The organism is Acinetobacter sp. CAU_H_56 (genome assembly GCF_058599425.1).
This window is the reverse complement of record NZ_CM178654.1, coordinates 833318-859023: the sequence shown is the minus strand read 5'-3', so window position 1 is coordinate 859023 and position 25706 is coordinate 833318. Positions and strand designations below refer to the sequence as shown.

Annotated in this window: 22 protein-coding genes and 1 tRNA gene; 10 read left to right on the top strand and 13 right to left on the bottom strand. The window is 43.2% G+C overall.

Features of this window, described 5'->3' with window-relative positions:
• Positions 1–114: 114 nt before the first annotated feature.
• Positions 115–1020 carry a protease HtpX gene (gene htpX, locus AC4MCC_RS04255; protein ID WP_180012754.1) on the top strand — a complete coding sequence of 302 codons (906 nt, stop codon included), beginning with the start codon at positions 115–117 and terminating at the stop codon, positions 1018–1020.
• Positions 1021–1090: 70 nt separating this feature from the next.
• Here htpX and AC4MCC_RS04250 read toward each other — a convergent pair whose 3' ends face one another.
• From AC4MCC_RS04250 to AC4MCC_RS04230, 5 genes are all read right to left on the bottom strand, one after another.
• Positions 1091–1672 (bottom strand): DUF4112 domain-containing protein, encoded by a 582-nt coding sequence (locus tag AC4MCC_RS04250; RefSeq protein WP_208462087.1) that lies wholly within the window; start codon positions 1670–1672, stop codon positions 1091–1093.
• 75 nt (positions 1673–1747) lie between these two features.
• Positions 1748–3082, bottom strand: a complete 1335-nt coding sequence (gene mgtE, locus AC4MCC_RS04245) for a magnesium transporter (RefSeq protein WP_419374789.1) — start codon at positions 3080–3082, stop codon at positions 1748–1750.
• Between the two features lie 41 nt (positions 3083–3123).
• Positions 3124–6249: an efflux RND transporter permease subunit gene (locus tag AC4MCC_RS04240; protein WP_491880191.1), complete on the bottom strand. Its 3126-nt coding sequence runs from the start codon at positions 6247–6249 to the stop codon at positions 3124–3126.
• Positions 6250–6422: 173 nt separating this feature from the next.
• The gene (locus AC4MCC_RS04235) at positions 6423–9518 is read right to left on the bottom strand and encodes a multidrug efflux RND transporter permease subunit (protein WP_419374781.1); all 3096 of its coding nucleotides are present in this window, start codon (positions 9516–9518) and stop codon (positions 6423–6425) included.
• A gap of 256 nt (positions 9519–9774) precedes the next feature.
• Positions 9775–11376 (bottom strand): isocitrate lyase, encoded by a 1602-nt coding sequence (locus AC4MCC_RS04230; RefSeq protein WP_159123482.1) that lies wholly within the window; start codon positions 11374–11376, stop codon positions 9775–9777.
• A 681-nt stretch (positions 11377–12057) separates the two neighbouring features.
• Here AC4MCC_RS04230 and AC4MCC_RS04225 point away from each other — a divergent pair.
• The 3 genes from AC4MCC_RS04225 (at position 12058) to AC4MCC_RS04215 (ending at position 14835) form a co-directional block, all read left to right on the top strand.
• Entirely contained in the window at positions 12058–13047 is a 990-nt protein-coding gene (locus AC4MCC_RS04225) for a LysR family transcriptional regulator (protein WP_004784775.1), read from the top strand.
• A 131-nt stretch (positions 13048–13178) separates the two neighbouring features.
• The gene (paeA, locus tag AC4MCC_RS04220; RefSeq protein WP_004784777.1) at positions 13179–14501 is read left to right on the top strand and encodes a polyamine export protein PaeA; all 1323 of its coding nucleotides are present in this window, start codon (positions 13179–13181) and stop codon (positions 14499–14501) included.
• Between the two features lie 55 nt (positions 14502–14556).
• Positions 14557–14835 carry a hypothetical protein gene (locus tag AC4MCC_RS04215; protein ID WP_419374780.1) on the top strand — a complete coding sequence of 93 codons (279 nt, stop codon included), beginning with the start codon at positions 14557–14559 and terminating at the stop codon, positions 14833–14835.
• Between the two features lie 38 nt (positions 14836–14873).
• Here AC4MCC_RS04215 and AC4MCC_RS04210 read toward each other — a convergent pair whose 3' ends face one another.
• On the bottom strand, positions 14874–15380 hold the full coding sequence (locus AC4MCC_RS04210) for a hypothetical protein (RefSeq protein ID WP_004784781.1): 507 nt from the start codon (positions 15378–15380) through the stop codon (positions 14874–14876).
• Positions 15381–15548: 168 nt separating this feature from the next.
• On the opposite strand from AC4MCC_RS04210, the gene AC4MCC_RS04205 reads away from it, so the two are divergent.
• The 3 genes from AC4MCC_RS04205 (at position 15549) to AC4MCC_RS04195 (ending at position 17317) form a co-directional block, all read left to right on the top strand.
• Positions 15549–16277: a hypothetical protein gene (locus AC4MCC_RS04205; RefSeq protein WP_419374779.1), complete on the top strand. Its 729-nt coding sequence runs from the start codon at positions 15549–15551 to the stop codon at positions 16275–16277.
• Positions 16278–16447: 170 nt separating this feature from the next.
• Positions 16448–16533: transfer RNA gene (locus AC4MCC_RS04200), tRNA-Leu, on the top strand.
• 94 nt (positions 16534–16627) lie between these two features.
• Positions 16628–17317 carry a hypothetical protein gene (locus tag AC4MCC_RS04195; protein WP_419365757.1) on the top strand — a complete coding sequence of 230 codons (690 nt, stop codon included), beginning with the start codon at positions 16628–16630 and terminating at the stop codon, positions 17315–17317.
• A gap of 27 nt (positions 17318–17344) precedes the next feature.
• Here the strand turns inward: AC4MCC_RS04195 and AC4MCC_RS04190 are convergent, their stop codons facing one another.
• The 5 genes from AC4MCC_RS04190 to rlmE form a co-directional block, all read right to left on the bottom strand.
• Positions 17345–17659, bottom strand: coding sequence for a DUF5713 family protein (locus AC4MCC_RS04190; protein WP_125278212.1), 315 nt, complete (start codon positions 17657–17659; stop codon positions 17345–17347).
• A gap of 104 nt (positions 17660–17763) precedes the next feature.
• Positions 17764–18615, bottom strand: coding sequence for a dihydropteroate synthase (folP, locus tag AC4MCC_RS04185; protein ID WP_419365758.1), 852 nt, complete (start codon positions 18613–18615; stop codon positions 17764–17766).
• 78 nt (positions 18616–18693) lie between these two features.
• Positions 18694–19308 (bottom strand): GNAT family N-acetyltransferase, encoded by a 615-nt coding sequence (locus tag AC4MCC_RS04180; protein ID WP_491885716.1) that lies wholly within the window; start codon positions 19306–19308, stop codon positions 18694–18696.
• A 107-nt stretch (positions 19309–19415) separates the two neighbouring features.
• Complete coding sequence (ftsH, locus tag AC4MCC_RS04175) at positions 19416–21305, bottom strand: ATP-dependent zinc metalloprotease FtsH (protein ID WP_034170205.1); 1890 nt, start codon at positions 21303–21305, stop codon at positions 19416–19418.
• A 133-nt stretch (positions 21306–21438) separates the two neighbouring features.
• Positions 21439–22089 carry a 23S rRNA (uridine(2552)-2'-O)-methyltransferase RlmE gene (gene rlmE / locus AC4MCC_RS04170; RefSeq protein ID WP_004784794.1) on the bottom strand — a complete coding sequence of 217 codons (651 nt, stop codon included), beginning with the start codon at positions 22087–22089 and terminating at the stop codon, positions 21439–21441.
• A gap of 196 nt (positions 22090–22285) precedes the next feature.
• Between rlmE and yhbY the strand changes: the two genes are divergently transcribed.
• Together yhbY and AC4MCC_RS04160 are read left to right on the top strand one after the other, a co-directional pair.
• Complete coding sequence (gene yhbY / locus AC4MCC_RS04165) at positions 22286–22609, top strand: ribosome assembly RNA-binding protein YhbY (protein WP_004784797.1); 324 nt, start codon at positions 22286–22288, stop codon at positions 22607–22609.
• An 11-nt stretch (positions 22610–22620) separates the two neighbouring features.
• Positions 22621–23160: a DOMON-like domain-containing protein gene (locus tag AC4MCC_RS04160; RefSeq protein ID WP_034170177.1), complete on the top strand. Its 540-nt coding sequence runs from the start codon at positions 22621–22623 to the stop codon at positions 23158–23160.
• Between the two features lie 274 nt (positions 23161–23434).
• Here the strand turns inward: AC4MCC_RS04160 and AC4MCC_RS04155 are convergent, their stop codons facing one another.
• Together AC4MCC_RS04155 and AC4MCC_RS04150 are read right to left on the bottom strand one after the other, a co-directional pair.
• Positions 23435–23659 carry a hypothetical protein gene (locus AC4MCC_RS04155; protein ID WP_125278216.1) on the bottom strand — a complete coding sequence of 75 codons (225 nt, stop codon included), beginning with the start codon at positions 23657–23659 and terminating at the stop codon, positions 23435–23437.
• A gap of 101 nt (positions 23660–23760) precedes the next feature.
• Positions 23761–24249 (bottom strand): hypothetical protein, encoded by a 489-nt coding sequence (locus AC4MCC_RS04150; RefSeq protein WP_004784804.1) that lies wholly within the window; start codon positions 24247–24249, stop codon positions 23761–23763.
• Positions 24250–24559: 310 nt separating this feature from the next.
• Here AC4MCC_RS04150 and carA point away from each other — a divergent pair, with 310 nt between their 5' ends.
• Complete coding sequence (carA, locus tag AC4MCC_RS04145) at positions 24560–25699, top strand: glutamine-hydrolyzing carbamoyl-phosphate synthase small subunit (protein WP_005236823.1); 1140 nt, start codon at positions 24560–24562, stop codon at positions 25697–25699.
• Positions 25700–25706 lie beyond the last annotated feature (7 nt).

Below are 25706 nucleotides of genomic sequence, written 5' to 3'. Positions count from 1 at the left end.
TTTTATGATCTAGGGCCATTTTTTTCTTGAATTTTTAGTCATTTCACCCCATATTGATTTCAATGATTTTCATTTGCTAATCAGATTATTTTTTTATAATAAGAGGATTTCTCAATGATGCGGATTGGTTTGTTCTTGCTAACCAACCTCGCGGTACTGGTTGTAGCTGGCATTATCCTGTCACTCTTCGGTGTCGGTAGTTACCATGGCGCGGGTGGCTTGAATCTAGGCAACCTGTTGGTGATCTGTTTTGTGTTCGGTATGGTGGGATCACTGATTTCCCTGTTCATGTCTAAATGGATGGCGAAAAAAACAACCGGTACTGAACTGATTGACCCAAATGCCCCTCGTAACCAGGCAGAAGCATGGTTATTACAAGAAGTTGCGCAACTTTCTCAGCGCGCTGGCATTAAAATGCCGGAAGTGGGTATTTTCCCATCTTATCAGTCAAATGCCTTTGCAACAGGCTGGAACAAGAACGATGCGCTCGTGTCTGTTTCTACAGGTCTGCTGGAACGCATGAACAAAGATGAACTTCGTGCGGTACTGGCGCATGAGATCGGTCACGTTGCCAATGGCGATATGGTGACACTGGCCTTGATCCAAGGTGTAGTCAACGCATTTGTCATGTTCTTTGCCCGTGTAGTTGGTGACTTCGTAGACCGTACGATCTTCGGCCGTGAAGAAGGTGAAGCACCGGGTATTGGCTATTTTGTGATTACCATTGTGCTGGATATCGTATTTGGTATTATGGCTTCTGCAATCGTATTGTGGTTCTCACGCTACCGTGAGTATCGTGCTGATGAGGCAGGTGCGCGTTTAGCTGGTAAACAGGCCATGATTTCAGCGTTATTACGTTTACAGGCGGAATCAGAAATGCCGGATGCTATGCCGAAAGAAATGAAAGCCTTTGCAATTTCTGCTGGTCAGGAACAAGGTTTTAGTCTGGCGGCACTGTTCCAGACTCACCCAACGATTGAACAACGTGTTGCTGCTTTGCAACAACTCGATTGCCCTTAAGCAACACATTGATTGATAGAAAAAAGCCTGCATTTGCAGGCTTTTTTATTAAGTTTAGGTTTATAAACCTTCAGGCTTTAAACCATTGAAAAAGCTGCATTGTGCCCCAGCCAATGGCCATAATTAACAGAATCAAAAAGAAAGTTCCTAAAAGATCTGGCAGATGAATCCAAATCCAGGCCACCACAGGATTACGCCAGAAAGCGGATTGCTGTTGTCTGCGTTCCAGACTTTCATGCAGAAATGGATGCACCACATGATGATCGGTACGGATCTGGTATTCGTCCCGGATATGTTGATGCACAATATCCAGTGCCTTACGGCTAGGACGAATAAAAATATCAAATATTGTTCCTGCTACAGGAATAAAGCCGACCACAGCATCCATGACGGCCATTTTCAGGACTGGCTTTAATTTTTCATTCGGCACCCCGATCTGACGGGCTTTATAAATCGCATAACTGGTCAATACAAAACCTGCGATATCTCCCGCTACCGGAATGGTACTCAAAGCAGCATCTGCCCCGACACCCTGCTTGGTAAATGGAATCCGTACCACTGAATCCATCATATTGGCAAACTTGGCCAGATCCCGCTCCAGCCGAATGACATCTTGTTGGCTCAGTTTATTTTTTTGTCCGGGATCAGGCATGGGTTCTTCCAGAAATGAGACTGATGTAATTGAGCATAAAGTATTTTTTCTATTTAAGCTGTAATTGCTAAGTATTTAAAATAATAATTGAGAGGCAATAAACAAGTAAATAATCACCCCGGTGGCATCACAAATCGACGTCACCAGAGGCGCTGATGCACTGGCTGGGTCCATTTTCAGCTTGTTGAGAATAAAGGGCAAACTCATGCCAATCAGACATCCCATCAGTACAATACCTAACATACTTAAAGCGAGTACAACGGCGACCATCCAGTCGCCTCGAATATAACCCAGGATTGATACAGCAATGGCCATCGTTCCACCCAGACATAAAGCAACTAGGGATTCACGACCCAGCAGGCTAAGCCAGTCCTTAAACTGCACATCGCCTGTTGCCAAGGCACGCACCATCAAGGTGGCAGATTGTGAGCCAGCATTCCCGCCACTTCCCACCAACAATGGCAAGAAAAATACCAGCACAATATGGGTGGAAATAATATCTTCAAAATGGGCAATCCCGATTCCGGAGAGCAGGCTGCCAAACACCAGAATGACCAGCCAGAATACGCGTTTTTGATACAGTCTGAGAATCGGTGCAGTTTTCAGGCTCAGCTCATTCAAAGGCGTCACTGCACCGGATTTTAAAATATCCTCGGTGCTTTCTGCCTCAGCAATATCCATGGCATCATCATAGGTAATAATCCCGACCAGCTTCTGGGTCGCGTCGACCACAGGCAAGGCGATAAAATCATAATAGGCCAAGGTACGGGCGACCTGCTCCTGATCCTCATCCACTGTGGCATAGACTACATCTGTGGTCATGACTTCATTAATGGTGGCATCCGGCTGTGCCTGAATAATTTGTCGCAAGGAAATTACGCCGAGCAGATGCTGTTTCTCATCCACGATATAGATCAGATATAAGGTGTCATGATTCCCTGCAATATCACGCAACATTTCAATTGCCTGAGTCATGCTCAGCTCGGGAGCAAGCGTGACGAAGTTCAAACTCATTAATGCACCGGCAGTTTCTTCCGGATAAGCATGCAGTTCTCGCAGGGTTTGTAGCGACTGGGTGGATAATTTGCCAAGTAATTGCTGCTGCACTTCACAAGGCATCTGCTTGTATAAATCAATGAAGTCATCGGAATGCATGGCATCCATCAGACTGGCCAGTTGCTCCAGAGGAAATTGATAGGCCAGCTGGATTTGCATGGCCAGTGGCAAGTACTCCAGTACTTCTGCCTGACGTTCCAGCTGCTTGAAATGGTGACAACGTTCTGCTGGTCCAAGCTCAGACAGAATTCTGGCCTGATCGGCAATATTCAGCTTTCGTAGAAGCTGATGAATGTTATTTTCCCCTGTCAGCAGAGTCTCATGTAGTTGCTGTATTTTTTCTTGGTGCTGCATTCCCATACCATCATTCCATGCAGGTATGAAACATACCCGCCCTAGAGTGAGTATTCCTCATTTTCCTGATTGATTTGTATAACTTTATTTGTTGCTTTGACACGAAACAGGTTTCGAATTAACGCATACATAAACGGGATAAAGAATAACACCAGAATAGTTGCAAAAATGACCCCGCCCAAAACGCTGGCACCAATTTCCTGACGGCTGATCGCACTGACCCCAGAGGCAAAGATCAAGGGAATCACTCCCGCAGCAAAAGCAATAGAGGTCATGAGAATCGGCCGTAAGCGCAAACTTGCTCCTTCTAAAGCTGCAACTATTGCGGTTTTTCCTGCTTTCTCTGCCTGTGCAGCAAACTCCACAATCAGAATGGCATTTTTACAGGACAGACCAATCGTCGTCAGCAAGGCAATATGAAAAAAGATATCATTGGCGAAACCAAAGACCCAGCAAAATAAGATACTGCCGCCTATGCCTAATGGAATGGCACTGATCACGGCCGCAGGAATGGTCCAACTTTCATATAAAGCGGTTAAACACAGGAAAATAAAGGCAATCGAAATCATATACAGGAAAATCGCCTGACCGCTGCTGCGTTTTTCTTCCAGTGCGGCTCCGCTCCAGGCCAGATTTACGCCTTCTTGGGCATCTACCAATGTTTCAACATCCTGCATGGTCTGACTGGAAAACTTGTCCTTTGGAATCCCGGCATAAACTGGAACAGCGTTATAGCCCATATAGCGGTTAATACTGTTCGGCCCGCCCTGCCAATTCAGACTGCTGAACTGGTTAAACGACAGCATTTCACCTTTTTGATTGCGTACATGCCAGAAGGCCAGATCCTCAGGTTTGGAACGGTATTCTGCTTCACCCTGCATAATCACACGCTTAATCTGCCCGCGATCAATAAAGTCATTGATGTAAGTTCCACCCCACGCTGCAGCCAAAGTACTGTTTACATTTTGCTGAGGAATGGAATGCTTTAACACACGCTCTGCATCAAGTTTGATATTCAGCTCAGCACTTTCTTTGGGTTGGTCCAGCTGTAGAAATTCAATCGATGATTTGCCTTGGGCACGCGCTTCAATCTGGCCAAATGCCTCCTGTAAAAATTCAGCCCCTTTATAATCCAGGTCCTGCAACCAGAAATCGACTACACGACCATTACTCGACATGGAAGGCGCCATAAAGAAAATTTGGGCATTGGCATGATTGGCAAAGTGTTTCTGTGCTCGATCGACAATGGCAAAGACCGAATCTTCAGGATTTTTGCGCTCAGCCCAGTCTTTTAATACCACAAAGAGCTGCCCGCGATACGGACCTACACCGACATTGTTGCCGCTATACCAGACACCTACACTCTGAATGCGTTCCGATTCGTGTTTCATCAAATAGTCTTGTACTTCACGCCCGACTTTTTCGACTTCTGTACGCGGTGCATTGCCCGGCATGACAATCTGCCCCATCACAAAGCCCATATCTTCAGTGGGCATCAATCCTTCCGGCAAATGCTTATATACCCAACCGAAGCCCATTATGCACACACTAAACAGTGCCAACATCGTGAATTTCAATCGCATGCTTTGAGCTGAAACTTTTTGGTAACCGGCATTGAGCTGATCCATACCATGGTTAAAGCGCTGCGCCCAGCGAGCCTGATGATGTTTGCGTTTCAATAATTGTGCCGCAAATGTTGGGGTAATCACCAAGGCTACGAATAAAGACAGCAACATCGCTACCACCAAAGTGATGGAAAATTGACGATAAATCACCCCAGTGATGCTGCCAAAGAAAGCCATCGGGATAAATACTGCGGTAAGTACCAGTGTAATACCGACCAGTGCTCCACTCATTTCCTGCATGGACTTTAAGGCGGCCGCTTTGGCATCCAGGTGTTCGTCCTGCATCAGGCGTTCAATATTTTCCACCACTACAATGGCATCATCGACTAGCAGGCCGATGGCTAAAATCAGGGCAAATAAGGTAAAGCTATTCAAGGTCATACCCAAGACATACAGCACTGCAAAGGTCGCCAAAACCACAATCGGAATCGTAACGGCCGGAATAATCGTGGCACGCCAGTTTTGCAGGAAGATAAACATCACCACAATGACCAGAATAATGGCTTCAACTAGGGTCTTAGCCACTTGTTCAATTGAGCTGGTAATAAATGGAGTTTTGTCCATGGTCATTTGCAACTGGTAGTGCGGTGGCAAATTGGCCTGAGCGTTTTTTAATACGTCTTGAATCTGTTTGGACACGGCAATGGCATTACTCCGCGGCGCCAAAGTAATCGATAAAGCTGAAGAGAGCTGTCCGTTGGTATAGTTAATGTGGTTATAACTTTCTGCACCTAGCTCTACCCGTGCCACATCTTTTAAGTACAGCAATGAACCGGAATCCGTGGTTTTAACGATGATATTTTCAAATTCTTTCACGCTGCTTAAACGTGAACCCGCACTGACCTTGGCATTGAGATATTGACCCTGCATCGTCGGCAAACCGCCAATTGCGCCTGAAGCTAATGGTGCGTTCTGGGTTTCAATGGCATTACGAATATCACTTGACATCAGGTTAAACTGATGCAACTTATGCGGATTTAGCCAGATCCGCATAGCATAACCTGCACCGTACAGGTCAATTTCCCCTACACCTTCAATACGTGACAAACGCGGTTCGACGTGGACCATCAAATAATCTGAAAGTTCAGTAACGCTACTCTGTCCACTCTCATCATATAAACTTAACAGTGCAAACTGGTCATACCCTGATTTATAAACATTGACTCCGCCCTGCTGCGTCTCTTCAGGTAAGCGGCTCAATACGCCATTCACGGCGTTTTGAACCTGTAACTGGGTTTGATCAAGATCGACCCCTTGCTCAAATTGCAGCGTAAGTTGGGCCCGTCCCACCGAACTGCTAGAATGAAAGGTTTCCAGACCTTCAATGCCTTTTACCGCCTGTTCCAGAATCTGGGTCACCGATTGCTCAACTGTTTCAGCCGACGCCCCACGATAACCTGCGGAAACGCCTAAAGCTGGCGTATCCATATTTGGCATATGTTCAATGGGAATTTTTTGAAGTGCAAATACCCCAAGGGCCATCATTAAAATTGCAATGACTGCTGCAAACTTGGGACGATAAATAAAAAAGCGCGACAACATAAATTAGAAATCCCCATCAAATGCATCTTTAGAATGCACACGCCATGAATAGATGATTTCTATAGCAATTTTCACACCATGCTTAAATTTAAGCCGACCTTTAACTCTTTATTTCCGATAAAAAAAATCCCCGTCATAACGGGGATTTTTGAGCTCAATATTTTGCATTGATATTAAATATGTGATTTCTTCATCGTCATTTGGCGAATTAAAACGTACATAAATGGAATAAAAATCAGTACCAGTATCGTTCCGAAGATCACTCCACCAAAAACACTGATTCCAATCTCACGACGACTGGCTGCACCAGCACCAAAAGCAAAGACCAGTGGCAAAATGCCAGCACCAAAGGCCAAAGATGTCATCAGGATCGGACGCAAGCGTAGTGACGCACCTTCAAGTGCAGCTTCAACTACAGATTTACCTTTTTCCTGGGCCAATGCCGCAAACTCTACGATTAAAATTGCATTCTTACAGGACAGACCAATCGTGGTGAGCAAAGCAATCTGGAAGTAAATATCATTCGGAAAATCTGCCAGAAAACTGAAAATGATATTCCCGCCTATCCCTAAAGGAATCGCGGACATCACCGCAGTCGGAATCGTCCAGCTTTCATATAAAGCGGCCAGGCACAGGAAAATGAAACCAATCGACACCAGATATAACCAGATTGCCTGATTACTGGATTGTTTTTCCTCAAAAGATAAACCGCTCCAGACCACATCAATACCATCCTGTTCTGCCACCAGATTTTCGACATCCTTCATCGCTTCACCAGAACTGGAACCTTTAACCATATCCGCTTGCATTTGCAGCGAGGTATAGCCCATAAAACGGTTGACCACCTCAGGACCGCCACTCCAGTCCACCTGAGCGAAATTACTGAAAGGCACCATCTCGTTCAGGTCATTACGTACGTGCCATTGCGCCAGATCTTCAGGTTTGGAACGGAATTCTGCATCACCCTGCATAATCACCCGTTTAATCCGACCACGATCAATAAAGTCATTAATATAGTTGCCGCCCCAGGCCGCTGAAAGCGTACTGTTAATTGCGGATTGACTCAGGCCATTGGCCATGGCCTGTTTCTGGTCAATATTGACTTTAAGTTCGGCTTTTTCCGGATTGGAACGCTTATCCAGATTTTCAAAGCTACTATATTGAGCTGCGCCAGCCTGCATATTCTGGAACTGCTCTTCCAGATACTGACGGCCATTACCGTTAATATCACGAATCCAGAAATCCAGGCCGTCGGTTTGCCCTAAACCATTCACTGAAGCTGGCATACTGATATTGACCTGGGCATCACGGTTACTGCGGAAATGCTTCATGGCACGTTCACGAATCGCCTGCGCAGTATTTTCTTCTCCTGCACGGTCATCCCAATGCTTCAAGGCAACAAAACCGGTCGCCAGGTTCTGACCGGTACCTGAGAAGTTACGGCCATAACGTAACATTACCAAGTCGATATTGTCCTTTTCTTCTTCCAGAAAATACTGACGAATCTGCTCACCGACCTGAATGGTGTTTTTCATCGGAGCGCCTTCCTGTAGCCGGATTTGCAGATTCAGGATGCCTTGATCCTCACTCGGCAAGAAGCTGGTGGGTAAGGCGCGATAGAATAAAGCAAATACGCAGAGCAATCCGGCAAAAAGCACCAGACTAATGGCCTTATGTTGTAGAGTGACTTTAGAAACTTTCAGATAACGATGCTTTAAACCATCCAGTTTCTGGTTAAACCAACTCGCCCACTTGGCAGGTTTTGGATTTGGTTTCAGAATCAGCGCACAAAGTGCAGGCGTCAGAATCAGTGCGACCATCAGCGACAGAGACATCGCTGCCACGAGCGTAATCGAGAACTGACGATAGATCACTCCGGTTGAGCCACCAAAGAATGCCATGGGAATAAAGACCGCGGTTAAAACCAGGGTAATCCCGATCAGTGCGCCGCTGATTTCCTGCATGGATTCCAGTGCTGCTTCTTTGGCTGTAAGCTGCTGCTCATGCATCAGACGTTCAACGTTCTCCACCACCACAATGGCATCATCGACCAGCAAGCCTATGGCCAGTACTAAGGCAAACAAAGTCAGCGTATTAATACTCAGTCCCAAAACATAAAGTACCGCCATGGTTCCGAGTAAAACTACAGGCACAGTTACGGTTGGAATCAAGGTGGCACGCCAGTTTTGCAGGAAGATAAACATCACAATGACGACCAGAATGACCGCCTCAAATAAAGTTTTAACGACTTCTTTAATCGATTCTTTAACAAACGGGGTATTGTCACGCGGATAAGCAATTTTATAGCCTTCCGGCAACTGCTGGGAGAGTCGCTCGATTTCAGCTTTGATCAGACTCGACGTCGCAATCGCATTGGCACCGGAGGCCAGTGAAATACCTAGACCGGCAGAAGGATAGCCGTTGGTGGTACTATATGACTGATAATTTTCCGCACCCAGTTCAACCCGTGCAACATCTTTTAAATAGATAAAGCTGCCATCCCGGGCAGACTTCACAATAATATTTTCAAACTCTTCGACTGTTTTTAAACGGCTGCCTGATGTGACTTTGGCATTCAGATACTGATCATCGACTGTCGGTAAGTCCCCAATCGCACCGGCTGCCACTTGAGTATTCTGTGATTCAATCGCTGCCCGCACATCACTTGGCATCAGGTTATACTGTTTTAATTTTGCTGGATTCAGCCAGATGCGCATCGCGAACTGTGAACCAAAAACATCCACTTCCCCAATGCCATCAATTCGGGAAATATCCTGTTCCAGATGCGTTGTCAAATAATCAGACAGTTCAATATTGCTGCTACGCCGTGACTCATCATACAAACCGATGACCATATGAGTATCGCCAAGAGATTTGAAGACATTCACGCCCTGTCGCTGGACATCATCAGGCAAACGATTGAGAACCCCGTTAATCGCATTTTGAACCTGTACTTGTGCTGTATCTGGATCGGTACCATTTTCAAAACTGATGCTGATCCGGCTTCGACCTGAAGAATCACTACTGGAGCTGAAATACAGCAAGCGGTCGATACCTTTAATTTGCTGTTCCAGCACTTGGGTCACGCTCTCTTCTACCGTTTCTGCAGATGCACCGGTATAGGTTGTTGCCACAGTAATACGAGGCGGCGCAATATCCGGATAACGTTCGACAGGTAAATTCATCACCGCAAAAAGTCCAATGGCCATGACCACAATGGCCAGTACACCTGCAAAAATAGGACGATGAATGAAAAACTTAGACAGCATAAGTCTGAATCACTTTGAATTTAATGAATTATGGAAAGCGTTGTATTATTGAGTCAGCTTAAGGATATTCAGGCAGTGGCCTAGAGAATGCAAGGCTTGATCACAGAAAAATATGTATAAAATTGAATCATGAAGAAAATATGAAGATTTTTCCTTTCATCTAGCTGTTTCAACAATTTATAGGGTTATTCATTTTATTTTAGGCATAAAAAAACCCTGCTTACGCAGGGCTTTTTTAGAATCGATTCAGAGCTGATTAAGCAGAGAATTGGTTCATTGTGTTTTTCGCATCGTCACCCGCTTTAAGCGCGTTGTCACCAGCGAAGATTTCTTTGTGGTCGTCACCGATGTCAGAACCAGCCATTGCTTGGTGTTTCACACAAGCGATACCGCCGCGGATTTCTTTACGTTGTACGCCAGCAACATAAGCCAACATACCTTCAGAACCGAAGTAACCTTGAGCAAGCTCGTGAGTAGAAAGAGCAGCTGTGTGGTAAGTAGGCAGAGTGATCAAGTGGTGGAACACGCCTGCTTCACGAGAAGCGTCTGCTTGGAATGTACGTACTTTTTCGTCAGCTTCAGCAGCCAATTCAGAATCGTCATACTCAGCGCTCATCAATTTAGCGCGGTCGTATGCAGATACGTCTTTACCTTCAGCAACCCAACGGTCGTACGCTTGTTGACGGAAGTTCAGTGTCCAGTTGAATGATGGAGAGTTGTTGTAAACAAGTTTCGCATTTGGCACAACTTCACGTACACGGTTAACCATGTGAGCGATTTCAGCAACGTTTGGAGTCGCAGTTTCGATCCAAAGAAGGTCAGCACCGTTTTGTAAGCTAGTGATACAGTCAAGTACAACGCGGTCGATCTGAGTGCCTTCACGGAACTGGTACAAGCCAGAAGCAAGACGTTTAGGACGGTGAAGTTTGCCATCACGTTTGATCAGGATTTCGTCTTCTTGCGCTTCAGAGATATCAATTTCTTGAGTGTCTAAGTAGCTGATGTATTGAGAAGCGATGTCGCCTGGCTCTTTAACCACTGGGATTTTTTGAGTCAAGTCAGCGCCTTCAGAGTCAGTACGTGCAACGATGATACCGTCGTCAAGACCCATTTCAAGGAATGCATAACGAAGAGCGTGAATTTTCGCGATGAAGTCTTCGTGTGGAACTGTAACTTTACCAGCTTGGTGACCACATTGTTTCGCATCAGAAACCTGGTTTTCGATTTGAAGTGCACAAGCACCCGCTTCGATCATTTTCTTAGCTAGTAAGTAAGTTGCTTCTTCGTTACCGAAACCAGCGTCGATGTCCGCAATGATTGGCACAACGTGAGTTTGGAAGTTGTCGATTTGTGAAGTGATTTCAGCAGCTTTAGCTGTATCACCAGCGTCTTGAGCTTTTTTAAGTGCGCGGAACAGGTCATTCAGTTCTTTCGCATCAGCTTGACGTAAGAATGTGTAGATTTCTTCGATCAATGCAGGAACAGAAGTTTTTTCGTGCATAGATTGGTCAGGAAGAGGACCGAATTCTGAACGAAGTGCAGCAACCATCCAGCCAGAAAGGTAGATATAGCGACGTTCAGTTGTACCGAAGTATTTTTTGTTCGCAATCATTTTTTGCTGAGCGATGAAACCGTGCCAGCAGCCTAGTGATTGAGTGTATTTGCTAGAGTCTGCATCATAAGCAGCCATATCACGACGCATAATCGCCGCTGTATATTTAGCAATGTCTAAACCAGTTTTAAAACGGTTTTGAAGTTGCATACGCGCAGCATCTTCAGGACTGATGTCTGCCCAAGTGTTACCGAATTTCGCTTTTAATTCGCGGATTGCATCAATCGCTGTTTGGTATGTAGTCATGATATATTCCTGTATTAATATTAGGATTTTTCTGCAACGAACCGCTCAAATCACACCCTCAATGACTTGTTCAGATTTTCAACGATCCGTTGGGATAGCTAAAGATTAGTGGGCTTCGAAAAATTAATCCAATATTCTGCAAGAATTATCATTATTTATTTAAAAAATATGTAGATGAAAGTCTAATTATATATTGATCAATATTTTATAAGTTATTGTATTTTATATTTTATTTATGAATTTTTAAAATTGAATTTTGTCTAAAACATCAGCAACATGAGTAAAAAATATTCATTAGACTTAAGTCTTGCAAGACTTTAGCAGCGCTTAATTTCAGCAATTTTTGTCCATTTTATAAGCCTTAAAACTTGGAACACTTATTTCGAAGGAATTATTTTTCATTTATTTGTTGAAATATTTTTTTATCAAATCTGGCACATTATTTGCTAATTCCCTCTGTTTTTCAGAAATACCTTTCTTTCGTTTCGAAGGCAGCCAGATTTCCTTTCTGCTCTTAAAAATAGAGGAGGATTCAGGCTGGCAAAATCTACGGTGAAAGAGACTCTAAAAAGGTATTTCAGTACAATCAGCTGGGCTTTTTTTCATCAGTTGCGTACACAAGCTATAGTAGTTATGGCATAATCCATATAATTTCATAATTTTATTTTCGGTATTTTTTTTATGAATCTGGAGCGGGTCGATCTTAATCTCCTCATTTATCTTGACGTACTTTTACGTGAAAAAAATGTCACGCGTGCAGCAGAACAACTTGGGGTAACCCAGCCTGCGATGAGTAACATTTTACGTCGTTTACGAAATTTATTTAATGATCCCCTCCTGATTCGCTCTTCTGAAGGTATGACCCCAACAGAACGTGCACTAGAACTCCAACCTCGTATCCGTGATGCCTTAGCGGATCTTTCCATGATTCTGGAACCGCGTACCGAGTTCCGTCCTTATACTTCAAACCGTGTCTTCCGCATCATGACTTCAGATTATGCTGAAGCCACACTGGTACCACGCCTGGTGAAAGCATTACGTTCAGAAGCACCGAATGTGGTGCTCGACTTCTTAACGCCAAGTGATGTGTCCTATCGTGACATGGAACAAGGTAAAGTTGATCTGGCGATTAACCGTTTTAATGAAATTCCGCAAAGCTTCCATCAGGTACTGGTTTGGCGTGACAGCTTTTCTTGCCTGTTAAATAACAAGCATCCGGCTGCGGGCAATCTAAACCTGAAAAGCTATCTGGATGCACAGCATATCTGGGTATCAAAAACTGGTATGGGCGTTGGCTTTGGGGTAAACCCTGAGAAACAGGCGGGTCTCGGTTGGATTGATCAGGCCCTTGAGCGTATTGGTCAGAAACGTAAGATTTCGGTATTTACCCGTCATTATCAGATGCCCGGTCTTTTGGCTGCTAATGTAGATCTTGTAGCAACACTACCGACCCGTATTGCACGTCTGCAAGCTAAAAACCAGAACTTACTCATTAAAGATCCACCATTTTATATTCCTGAGTTTGAATTGAAGATGGCGTGGTGTCCTTTATTGCATCATCATCCCGCCCATCGCTGGTTACGTCAGCTAATTCTGTATGTAGCGCGTCAGATGATCGAAGAAGAAAATCGTGAATTTTTAATGAATAATTCGCAATTTTCGCATTATTAAATTGAATATTAGCTAAATTGCTCATTTTTAAGCTTATACTCTAGAGACTTGAGTTGCTTTATTTGTACCTCAAGTCTTTTTTTGTGTTAAAAATATTTTTAGCTAGATCATATTAATCCACAGGTGGATTCGTGAGCCTCTTTCAAAACATCGTGATTATCTTATTACTCATCGCGGGGGCCGGTTTTTTATCATTAACAGAAATCGCGCTTGCAGGTGCCCGTAAGGTCAAATTAAAAATTTTGGCTGAATCGGGAGATATTCGCGCTCAAAAAGTTTTAGATTTACAAGAAAACTCTGCTGACTTTTTTGCAGCGTCCCAAATCGGCTTAAACGCCGTTGCCATTTTAGGCGGTATTTTAGGTGAAGGCGCCTTCCGCCCTTATATCATCAATTTACTTTCCAGATTTTATCAAGGTCCCTGGACTGAAACGATTGCATTCAGCCTGTCCTTCACCGCAGTTACTTCATTATTTATTCTGTTTGCGGACTTGATGCCGAAACGTCTGGCCATGATCGCTCCAGAAAAAATTTCTGTCTCGGTGATTAATCCGATTCAGGTATTTATCAAAATCTGTAAACCATTGGCCTGGTTCATCAATGCCATTGCGAACCTGTTATTCCGCTTATTTAAAGTAAATACCATCCGAGACGACAATATTACCTTTGCGGATATTTCAGCGGTAATGGATGCGGGTGCTCAGGCAGGTGTATTACAGAAACAGGAACATCACTTTATTGAGAACGTATTTGAGCTTGAAGAACGTAATGTTCCTTCCAGTATGACCACTCGTGAAAATGTGGTGTTCTTTACCTTGAAAGAATCTGAAGCCAGTATTCGCCAGAAACTGGCTGAATTTCCTTATTCCAAGTTCTTGGTTTGTAATGAAAATATCGACGATGTAATTGGCTATGTCGACTCCAAGGATATTCTGGTTCGTATTCTGAATAATCAGTCTTTACTTCAGTTGAATGAAAATACCATCCGTACGGTTCTGACCATTCCAGATACGCTAACCTTATCTGAACTGCTTGATCGTTTTCGTTCGACCAAGGAAAAGTTTGCAGTCGTTATTAATGAATATGCCTTGGTCGTGGGTGTGATTACCCTTTCCGACATCATGATTACCGTAATGGGCGACTGGGTTACTCCCCTGGAAGAAGACCAGCAGATCATTAAGCGTGACAGCAATTCATGGCTGATTGATGGCAGTACGCCCATTGAAGACATCAAACATGCACTGGAAATTGATGAAATGCCAGATGAAGAGAATTATGAAACTCTAGCTGGTTTTATGATGTTCAAGCTGCGTAAGATTCCACGTCCTGCAGATATTGTGCTACATGCGGGTTACAAGTTTGAAGTTGTCGATGTTGATCATTTCAAGATTGACCAGTTACTGGTTACACGTATGCTGGAAGTGAAAAAGCCACCGACAGAAGAATCAGAATAATCTGGTTCTTCTTCAATTTTTTTAAAATTCCAAAAACAATAATAATGAGACTTTTATGAATATTGCTGCGCTACTCGCCTGTCTGAGTTTTTATTCGGCCTTATATTTATTCTATTTTTTCTTTATACAAGATCAACAGCCTGTATTTCTGATTATAGCAATTGTGCTCATTTTCCTTTCAATCTGGCTGACTCCCTATCCTTATGAGCGGCGCCGGCAAGGATTTGATTCGACTTTAAGAATAGGCGAATATTTTTATTATCCGCTCATTACCTGGTGGCGGCTGTTTATACTTCCTGTGCGCTGGCTGCTTTCCCTATTTTATTCTCATTAAAAAAGCACCCGAAGGTGCTTCTTTACATTCAATTCAGTTTAGATTTTTGATAAAAGCGCTTCAAGGACTGCCTGATAATGGATCTGGATATCTTCCTGCAAAATTTTGTAGGCATTATCAAATTGCACCATTGGCCAGCCTTCTTTCCAGAATGGGAAAATATTATGTAAGTCATGAGTCACAACAGCATCTTCACGTAGAATCGCCTGTGCAATCTGTGCCAGTACAAAGGCAGTTTCCGCACCATCAATTGCCAGGTAATCAATACCACGCGCCTTTAAAATACGGATACGGTCTTTCTTATAGCGGATTTTTTTGATTTGGGCTTCATTTAGATTCAGGGCCAGAGAAACTGCTTCAACAAATTTTTCTTCAAATGACTGATTCAATACAACCAGCGCCTGTTTATGCGCTTCCTGACGACCCGCTTTACCACCCTGACGAATGACTTCTTTTGCTTCCGTATCTAGCTCATCATTCTTCATGGTTTGAAGGATGTCTAAAATTTCGATGTCGCTTAGCGTCGCAGGAGATTGATCAGTCATAAACTGTCCCTAAAAAATAAATATGCAATGGACTATTTTCGCATAAATCCTCACTAAAAAATTAAAATCTTTAGCTTCAACTCTAATAATTGCAAAATCCGGATCATCTCTGTCATTCTGGCGTAAATTGGCTATAGTAGGCGGCAAGTTTCTTATTTACTTTTTATTATGCAAACCAAACAGATTGATCTTTTATTGCAGCAACTTAAACTGCTTTATCCCGCTGCGTTTAAAAGAAATTATCTGTTTTATGGTCAGATCAAAACCAAGGGTATTTTAAGTGATCTCAAGGAACTGATTCCCTGGGTGCTGGCTGCCATGATCTTTGTACCGATTAGCCTGGTTCTCAAAGATGTTTATTCCTCTAAGCTATCAACTGCCCCAGACTTTCAGGCGCAAGCTTATGCAATTCTGACTATTCTGTTATTTCTGATGCTGGTGGTTCCACTAGTGATCAAGCAGATCCGGCACTCTTCTCATTCCCTCTATCAGTTTTTAAGACATACACCGATTAAACTCACTGTAGTCATTGTGCTGGAAGCGCTGAATCTGGTTTTTCTACAAAGCAGTACGACCATGTGGATTCTATTCTTTTTCGGGATCAGTTTTGGTTTTGTACGGTTCTATAAAGAAAATATGTTCCGCCCTGCTACCAATAGCACTGAACAATATCAACTGCAGCAGTTACGTCGCATCTGTTTCTGGGCTTATCAACAAACCTGGAAACTACGTCTGAAATTATTTTTTCATTCCAAGCCGACCTCCCCAAATGAAGTATTGAAAAATCAGCTTCAGCACTATGCGGATTTGCATACCCGCTTGTTTAAACTGGAACATGAGCAGTGCAAGAAGATCAAATACATCGATATCGATACTTATCTGGATGAGCATCTGTAAAAGTTTTATGAATCACGACCTAAAATACAAAATTACATGACTTCTCACGTTTATCATCCAGCACTATGGTTTTAATTTTTAAATTTAAGCTACTGAATTGTTTGAAAATAAAGCAAACGTATTGAAATTTACTTGCCAAGCTTTATTTCGTCCTCTATTATTGCGCACATGCCCGAGTGGTGAAATCGGTAGACACAGGGGATTTAAAATCCCCCGCCCACAAAGCGTGCCAGTTCGAGTCTGGCCTCGGGCACCATTTTAATTCTGATTAGAATGGTGCAATGAAAAATCTCCAGCATTCAGCTGGTTTTTTTTATGCGTGATTATCACCAATAGAATGTGCCCTCCCCATGTCTGCATCCCGTTCTTTTGATCTAGCCAGATTGCAATTACGCCATCCTGATGCATTCTTTTGCAGCCTCAGCTATGGCCGTTATAAATATTTGAACCAGACCACTGATCTATATCTGTATTTACGTATCGGTATTCTGATCATGATCACAGGTTTTTGCTGCCTGTGCTTTTCTCTGCCGTTTTATCCTGACTTTGTCACTTCAAAATATCAGGCGCTCAGTGCTGGTACCATTGTCATGATCGGCATGCTCTATCCTTATATCTGGCGCGCCCAGTTTCAGGCGAAATACAGTTCTGTTCGCTATGCCAAGCGTTTGCAACTCTGCCTGTATATGCAAACCCTGATTGCGATTCTGTCATTTATAAATTATCAGTATTTTCACTCAGTATTTATTACCTTGCCTTGCTTGGCCCTGCTTGCTTTCAGTAGCCTCGTACCGGTTTTAGTCGAGCCTTGCTTTAGAGTTTCGACTCGCAGCATCCTTTTGGTACGTCTGCAGAAAATCCGTCAACTGGCTTACTGGTCTTATCAGCAGTCGCAAAGCAAAGAGCCGGAACCGGTACCTTATCAAAAAGATTTAAAACAGTATTATCTGGATTTGCATCATAGCTGCATGCTGGAAGAGCAGAAATTACTGGATGAAATTCATTATAAAAATATAAAAGACGTATTTTCAGATCATTAAAAAAAGCCCTGTTTAACAGGGCTTTTTTTACCATTCGCGGTTAACGACCAGTTCTTCCATTTCAATATCAAACAGACCCTGTTCTTGCACGACCATCATCATGGCCTCGGCAATATAATCTGCGGCAGTATCATCCAGAGAAGAGTCCAGATCTTCAAACTGTGGCTTCATGGCATTGATGTCTGCCACAGTTTCATGGGCCAGCTGGTACACGTCCTGATCAGATAAACCGGATTTAGATACTTTTGAAGCAAAGCGTTCGATGTGTTGCTTGATTTCTGCAACCAGAATATCGGGATAATATTCATCATCGAACATGGGGAGAAGTAAATCTGCAAACATTACAGGCACTCTAAAAGATGACAATCTAACTTAAGCGTGCCTTATAGCACATTGCTGTTTAAAAGCCAAACAGCTTGTGCCCCTATATGTCTTTCAGCCCAAATCTAGGCATTTTGCATAGCTTTCCAGATTTTTATGGCATCTGCTGTTGCCTTGACATCATGCGCACGAACCATACAGGCACCTTGCTGAATGCTCAGCAAATGCGCCGCAGCCGAACCTACTGCACGTGCTTGTGGTACTGCACCATCTAGTGCAGCACCAATAAAACGTTTGCGGGATAAGGCAGATAGAATTGGATAGCCCATTTCAGTCAGTTTATAAAATTCCTGAAGCAACTTGAGATTTTGCTGGGCATTTTTTGCAAAACCAAAACCAGGATCAATCATGATATGTTCAGCTTTAACACCGACATCTAGAGCATCTTGAACCCGTTGTGACAGTTCCCGAATCACATCCTGAGTCACATCATCATACTGATCCAGATTATTCATGGTAGTCGGCTCACCACGCATATGCATGATGATCACCGGAATATCCAGTTCTGCTGCCGTCTCTAACGCTTGTGGACGAGTGAGCGCGCGCACATCATTCCAGATATGTGCACCAGCCTTAACGGCTGCTTTAATCACTTCTGGCTGTGAGGTATCAATCGAAATGATCACATCATATTTAGATAGTTCTTCCACAACTGGAACCACACGACGGATTTCTTCTTCAACGTCCACGACTGATGCACCCGGTCGTGTAGATTCACCCCCGATATCAATCACGGTGGCACCATCAGCAATCATTTCCAGGGCTTTTGCTAATGCCTGATCTTTCTGATTATGTAGTCCCCCATCGCTAAAGGAATCCGGAGTCACATTTAAAATTCCCATCACATGCGGCTGAGACAAATCCAGTTTTAAATGACCGAAAGTCCAGATCTGTGGTCGTAGTGGCTTCAGCTGCATGGTTCAATCCTAGTTCACAATAACCCCGGTATTGTCTTATGGAAAGATCAATAAAGCAAAGCTCAATCTATTCAATAGCTAGATTTCAAAATAGTTCTTATTGGAATATTGCACTAGCTTGGATTGCAGTAACGCTTTTACATCAACCCATTCACTTTTTAAAATACTATAGATGTAACTATCTCTGAGTGTCACGCCATCTTTACGCAGCATATGACATCTAATGATGCCATCCTGTTTGGCACCTAGGCCTTCAATAGCTTTCTGACTTTTGAGATTCAAATGATCAGTCCGAAAGCCTACCACTTGAGCATTCAGTTCTTCAAATGCATGCTGCAACAAAAGATATTTACAGACCCGGTTTACATAGGTCCGTTGATAAGGTTTGGCATACCAGGTAAAGCCAATTTCAACGCGTGGAATTTCCGGCTTGATATCATGATAACTGGTGGTGCCAATGGCTCGGCCCGAATTCAGATCAATCACGGCAAAGGCCATTCTTTCACCTTTGGACTGCTGTTCAAAAGTTTGGGTAAAGTAGTGTTTAAGTTTATGTAGGTAAGGCACCGAGTTATATAAAACTTCCCCTAAGTCCCCTTCGGCACATGCAGTTTCTAAACCTGCAAAATGTTCCCAGCTCAGTGGCTCCAAACGTAGCTGATAAATACTGGATTCCAGCACAGGTAAATTCATTCTTATTTTTACTCATTGATTTTTATGAATTGACTATAGCATTCAACTAGATATGACAAAACAATAGCCATAAAAAAAACCACCCGAAGGTGGTTTTAATTTTTAACTTAGTTCGCTGGTAATGGCGGAGGAGTCATTGGACCATCAGTCGGTGTTACATCAATCACTGGATTGTCTGAAACATAAACTTTAGGTGGTTTTGGCTCACGACCTTCCATAATGTCACGAATCTGTTCACGATCAATTGTTTCCCACTCAAGCAGCGCTTTTACCATGGCATGGGCAATATCTTTGTTATTTTCAAGGATATCGCGTGCAACCTTGTATTGCTCATCGATGATGCGACGAACTTCCGCATCTACCTGTTGTTGGGTGGCCTCAGAAATCGTACGGGTACCAATGCTGCCCATAAATGACTGTTGAGAGTCATCTTCATAGACCATGACGCCTAACTTGTCCGACATACCATATTTGGTCACCATCGCACGTGCCATTTTAGTTGCACGTTCAAAGTCATTCGAAGCACCAGTTGACATCTGGTTAATGAAGACTTCCTCTGCGATACGACCACCGAACAGGATTGAAAGTTCATTCAACATCTTGTCTTTATAATGGCTAGTCTGGTCAAACTCAGGCAACTGCCAGGTTACACCTAATGCCCAGCCACGCGGCATGATAGTGACTTTATGCACAGGATCTGTACCTGGAAGCATTTCTGCCACAATCGCATGACCTGCTTCATGATAAGCCGTAGCACGACGTTCTTCTTCACGAAGTACCATCGATTTACGTTCAGGTCCCATGTACAGTTTATCTTTCGCATCTTCAAAGTCATGCATGTCGACTGTGTTCTTGTTACGGCGTGCAGCAAATAATGCCGCTTCGTTTACAAGGTTGGCCAACTGTGCACCTGAGAAGCCTGGTGTACCACGAGCAAGCACTTTGACATCTACACCAGTAGTAGAAGGAAGTTTCTTCAAGTGTACATTCAGGATTTGCTCACGACCTTTAATATCTGGCAAACCTACCATCACCTGACGGTCGAAACGGCCTGGACGAAGTAAAGCTTTATCCAGTACATCAGCACGGTTAGTTGCAGCGATGACAATAATGCCTTCATTGCCTTCAAAACCGTCCATCTCTACCAGCATCTGGTTCAGAGTCTGTTCACGTTCATCATGACCGCCACCTGTACCTGAACCACGATGACGACCGACTGCATCAATCTCATCAATGAAGATGATACATGGTGCATGTCGTTTTGCCTGTTCGAACATGTCACGTACACGAGATGCACCGACACCCACAAACATTTCAACGAAGTCAGAACCTGAGATACTAAAGAATGGAACTTTTGCTTCACCCGCAATGGCTTTAGCCAGCAGGGTTTTACCTGTACCTGGAGGACCCACCATCAGGACGCCCTTAGGAATAGTCGCACCCAAACGTTTGAATTTTGCAGGATCTTTCAGGAAGTCAACGATTTCAACCACTTCCTGTTTTGCTTCGTCACAACCCGCAACATCAGTAAATGTTACTTTGATCTGGTCTTCAGATAGCATTTTCGCTTTAGATTTACCAAAGCTCATTGGGCCATTCTTGCCGCCTGCACCGCCACCCATGTTGCGCATAAAGAACATGAATAACAAAATGATTAGAAGCACAGGGAAACTTGCAATCAGCAATTGCATGAGCAAGCCTTGACGTTGAGGCGCTTCACCTTCAACGACTACATTATTTTTAATCAGGCTTGGCATCAGTTCTGGGTCTTGAACTGCCGGGCGAATGCTTTCAAACTCTGAACCGTTTGATTTTTCACCGCGAATTCTTTCGCCATCAATTGTAACTTGTTTAATTTGGCCAGCATTGACCGCGGCAACAAACTCCGAATAGTTCATTGTAGTCGGTTGATTGCGGTCACTGACGTTGCTGAAGATTAACACCAGCACACCCAGTATCACGAGCCACAATACGGCATTCTTAAAAAGATCGCTCAAAGCTTTATTTCCCATTCCAATCTAATTTGATCATGCCCTCGAAGGGTGACCTTAATCAATAAGCTGCAAATCAATTTGCAATAATGTAAAAACCTACAAAATGCACAATTTTTAACGTGTTGGCAAGTAAACTTTATTTCAAAGCCTTCTTGCGTCCCTGTCCGACCAAAAACACTTCTTTCGAACGGGCACGTGATGCAGCAGGTTTAATCGTCTTCAATACATCAAAACTGTTAACGACTTCTTTACGAAATTCATCAAAACCTGAACCCTGGAATACTTTCACCACAAACTGTCCTTTTGGACCGAGTACCTTGTTGGCAAAATCCAGAGCAAGTTCACATAAATAAATCTGACGTGGTTGATCTACAGCTCTATTACCTGATGTATTGGGGGCCATATCTGAAATTACAACGTCTACTGTGCGTCCGTTTAAAATATTTAACAATTTATCGAATACTTCTTGTTCACGGAAATCGCCCTGCAAGAAAGTCACATCAGGTAGCGCATCCATTTCCAAGATGTCTGATGCAATCACCAGACCTTTATCACCGACCAGTTTTCCGGCAATCTGGGACCAGCTTCCTGGGGCAGCACCCAAGTCCACTACAGTCATGCCGGGTTTGATAATGCCGTATTTTTCCTGAATTTCTAGCAACTTGTACGCAGCACGGGCACGATAACCTTCTTTTTGTGCTTTTTTCACATAAAAGTCATCAAGATGCTCTCTCATCCACGCACGACTACTTTTAGATAACTTTTGGTTGGTAATGCGTGTTGCCATAACTCTCTAAATAAAAAAAACTTCTAATGATTCATTGTACGGGAAAAACACATTTTTTGCAGTATACATGTGTATCTAAATCTGAGTATTCCGGTGTAATTTGCGATTATTTACAAGTGATTATTTCCTGAGAATTTACAGCGTTTGTTTTTCGCTTTTGCTATACTAAGCGGTTTTAAAAATCAGGTTATCTCTCATGGCGTCTTTATCTATTCAGGAACGTAAGCGTTTACGTCAAATTGGACATGCATTAAACCCGGTTGTAATGCTTGGTGACAAAGGCTTAACTGAATCTGTAGTTGAAGAGCTAAATCGTGCCCTTAATGATCACGAACTCATTAAAGTAAAAGTTGTGGCTGAAGACCGTGAAGCACGTGCAGCACTCATTGCTGAACTTTCAGAAACTACAGGTGCTGAAGTGGTACAAACTATTGGTAAAATTGCGCTGCTTTACAAGAAAGCTCCAAAGCAAAACCAGAAGTTATCCAATCTTGTCCGTTTTGCCCATCTTTCTAACTAAGTACAGGATTTATGGCCAGTTACGAACTCAGCGCATTTGATCGCCGTTTTCAGGCAATCTCATTGGTCGGTGCCATCGAACAGCAAAATCCATGCAGCTTGAATGTCGGATTTTGGTTGCGTGATCCCAACCAGTACGTGCTGTGGCCAGAAATGGTTACTGCACATCCCCGTCGTGATTTTTTGTGGGAACAGACCTGCTTTGAAATCTTTATCGGGGTTCAGGGTGAAGATTATTATCGCGAAATCAATCTTTCCCCTTCTCAGGCCTGGCAAGCCTATCAGTTTGAGGAATATCGCTATCCGGAAGATATGCCGCCACCTGCTGCATACGATATCGAACTGAATCAGCTTAAACGCACCCATTATGGTCTTAATGTCAGTCTGGATCTGACCGAGTTTATGGTTGAGCATAAACTTAAATGGGCAGACCTGTTTATTGGTCTGACAGCAGTATTAAAAACCTCACAAGGTGATCAATACTTTGCAATGCAGCACAGCAGTCCAGAAGCAGACTTCCACAATAAACGGGATTGGCTGCATGTCTTTTAATGCAGATTAAAAGCATTTACTGGATAAAAAAGATATTAAAAAACGTGAGCATTAAAGTCTCACGTTTTTTATGGGCTTTTCCGGCTCATCCGTTCAAAGCTCACTATTATAGGTTTAAAAAATATTTGCCTTTATTTTCATTACGTGGATTCAGGTCAATATTAAATTGATACAACTAGCCTGCTCTCTATACTTAGGGCTGGCTACTTTAATAATAATTTAAACGATATTTAAGCTGATAGACTAAGAGTTCGTTTTTATTGTTTTCGACATTTTAGTGATGTAAGCGGTAATTGTCCTGCACTGATTTTACCGCAGCATAAAAAATTACAGTTAACGTGAAGATGATCAGGATAATCGTTCCAAAAGTTAGTCCAAAGAATCCCAGGCATAACATCATCACACCCAGATAAAGTGCACGCATCAACCAACTTTCCAGATTAAGCATCATAATCAGCGTCAGTAAACCAAGTACACCTGCAAAATAATGCTGCTGCATCGTGACCTCCTTTCATTATTATTGTGAATCCGTTTGCCTCAAAAAGACAAAGGAGAACATTTCCAGTTCTCCTTTCATGCAATTTTAGTCAGCGTATTCCTTTAACTCTTCAGCTCAGGGCTTTTTTCTGAACTTTCAGCTTTTACCATGGGTTTGACCTTTTTCAGGACTTCAATGGTGCTGTCTTTTGAGCGCTTGAATGTACCAGTCAGATGCTCTTTATGTTTGGTCGAGATCTGGCTGACATCTTCTTTCAGTTCCTTACCCATATTGGATAAGTCTTCAATCACTGCGGTAAATTCGGTTTTGATAAAGCTGGTTAATTCAGTCAGTTCTTTTTGCGAACCAAATAACTGCTCTTTCAGAGTATCGATCCGTTGTAACAGATCCTGTTTTAACTGGCGTAACTGTTCCTGAACAGTATCACCTAGCTGTTTCGCTTCAACTTCAAGTTTCTCTTTGCTTTCTTCGATGGTTTCCACCACCTGTTCTTTGGCTTCAGCTGCTACTTTTTCAAGCTGTTCAGTCGTTTCTGAAACCACGGTATTGATCTTTTTCTTGGATTGGGAAGATTTCGCTGCTGTAGTCATGTGTCTTATTCCTATAGTTATATTACGACTCATCCATATTAGTAGTTTTGATAAAAATTAAGATTTGATTTGTTAGACAATTCTTAATTGCTTACATTTTTTTACGTTGTTCGTAAAACAGACTTTCAAGCAAAAAGCAAGCCATTTATCTCATACTTTTGCTGTAAAGCTATTGGACTTGGAGGGTGGTTCTGCGTATAATGCCGTGTTAAGTTCAAGCGAGCAGACATAGGAGGGTAGGTTTAAAAATTAACCTTCCTTTTTTTTCGTCTACTCGCTTTTTTACAGCCTAAATTTCAGGAGCTTTGGTTTGAGCACCCCAGCAATTTTAGCCCTTGCCGACGGAACTATCTTTAAAGGTACTTCAATTGGCGCATCGGGTTGTACGACTGGTGAAGTCGTTTTCAACACTGCCATGACTGGCTATCAAGAAATTTTGACTGATCCTAGTTATGCACAGCAGCTTGTAACTTTAACTTACCCACATATCGGTAATACGGGTTGCAATGAAGAAGACGCTGAATCAGGTCGTATTCATAAAGTATGGGCCAACGGTTTAATTATCCGTGACCTTCCTTTATTACACAGTAACTTCCGTGCGAATCAATCACTCGGTGATTATTTAAAACAGCACAATGTAGTTGCCATTGCTGACATCGACACGCGACGATTAACTCGAATTTTGCGTGATAAAGGTGCACAAAACGGTTGTATCCTTGCGGGTGAAAACATCACTGAAGAAGAAGCAGTCGAAAAAGCACGTGCATTCGGTGGTTTAAGTGGTTTAGACCTTGCGAAAGAATGCTGTGATCCGACCGGTTTCGAATGGACTGAAGGCTCATGGGCACTTGGCAAAGGCTTTACTCAACCTGAACTTAAATTCCATGTGGTTGCATACGACTACGGTGTCAAAACCAACATCTTGCGTATGCTCGCAGACCGCGGCTGTAAATTGACTGTGGTGCCTGCACAAACTCCTGCTGAAAAAGTACTTGCGTTAAATCCAGATGGCGTATTCCTGTCAAATGGTCCTGGCGATCCAGCTGCATGTGACTACGCAATTGAAGCTGTAAAAACAATTGTTGAAACAACTGAAATTCCAGTATTTGGTATCTGCTTAGGTCACCAGATTCTTGCTCTTGCATCGGGTGCTAAAACGGTAAAAATGCCGCACGGTCACCATGGCGCTAACCATCCTGTACAGAACATCGAAACTGGTACAGTGATGATTACTTCTCAAAACCACGGCTTCGCAGTGGATGAAAGCACCTTGCCTGCGGTATTGCGTGTGACTCATCGCTCACTGTTTGATGGTACAAACCAAGGTATTCATCGTACAGACAAACCTGCGTTCAGCTTCCAGGGTCACCCTGAAGCAAGCCCTGGTCCACATGACTGCGCACCATTGTTCGATCATTTCATCGAACTTATCGAAGCATCTAAGAAGTAATTAAGGA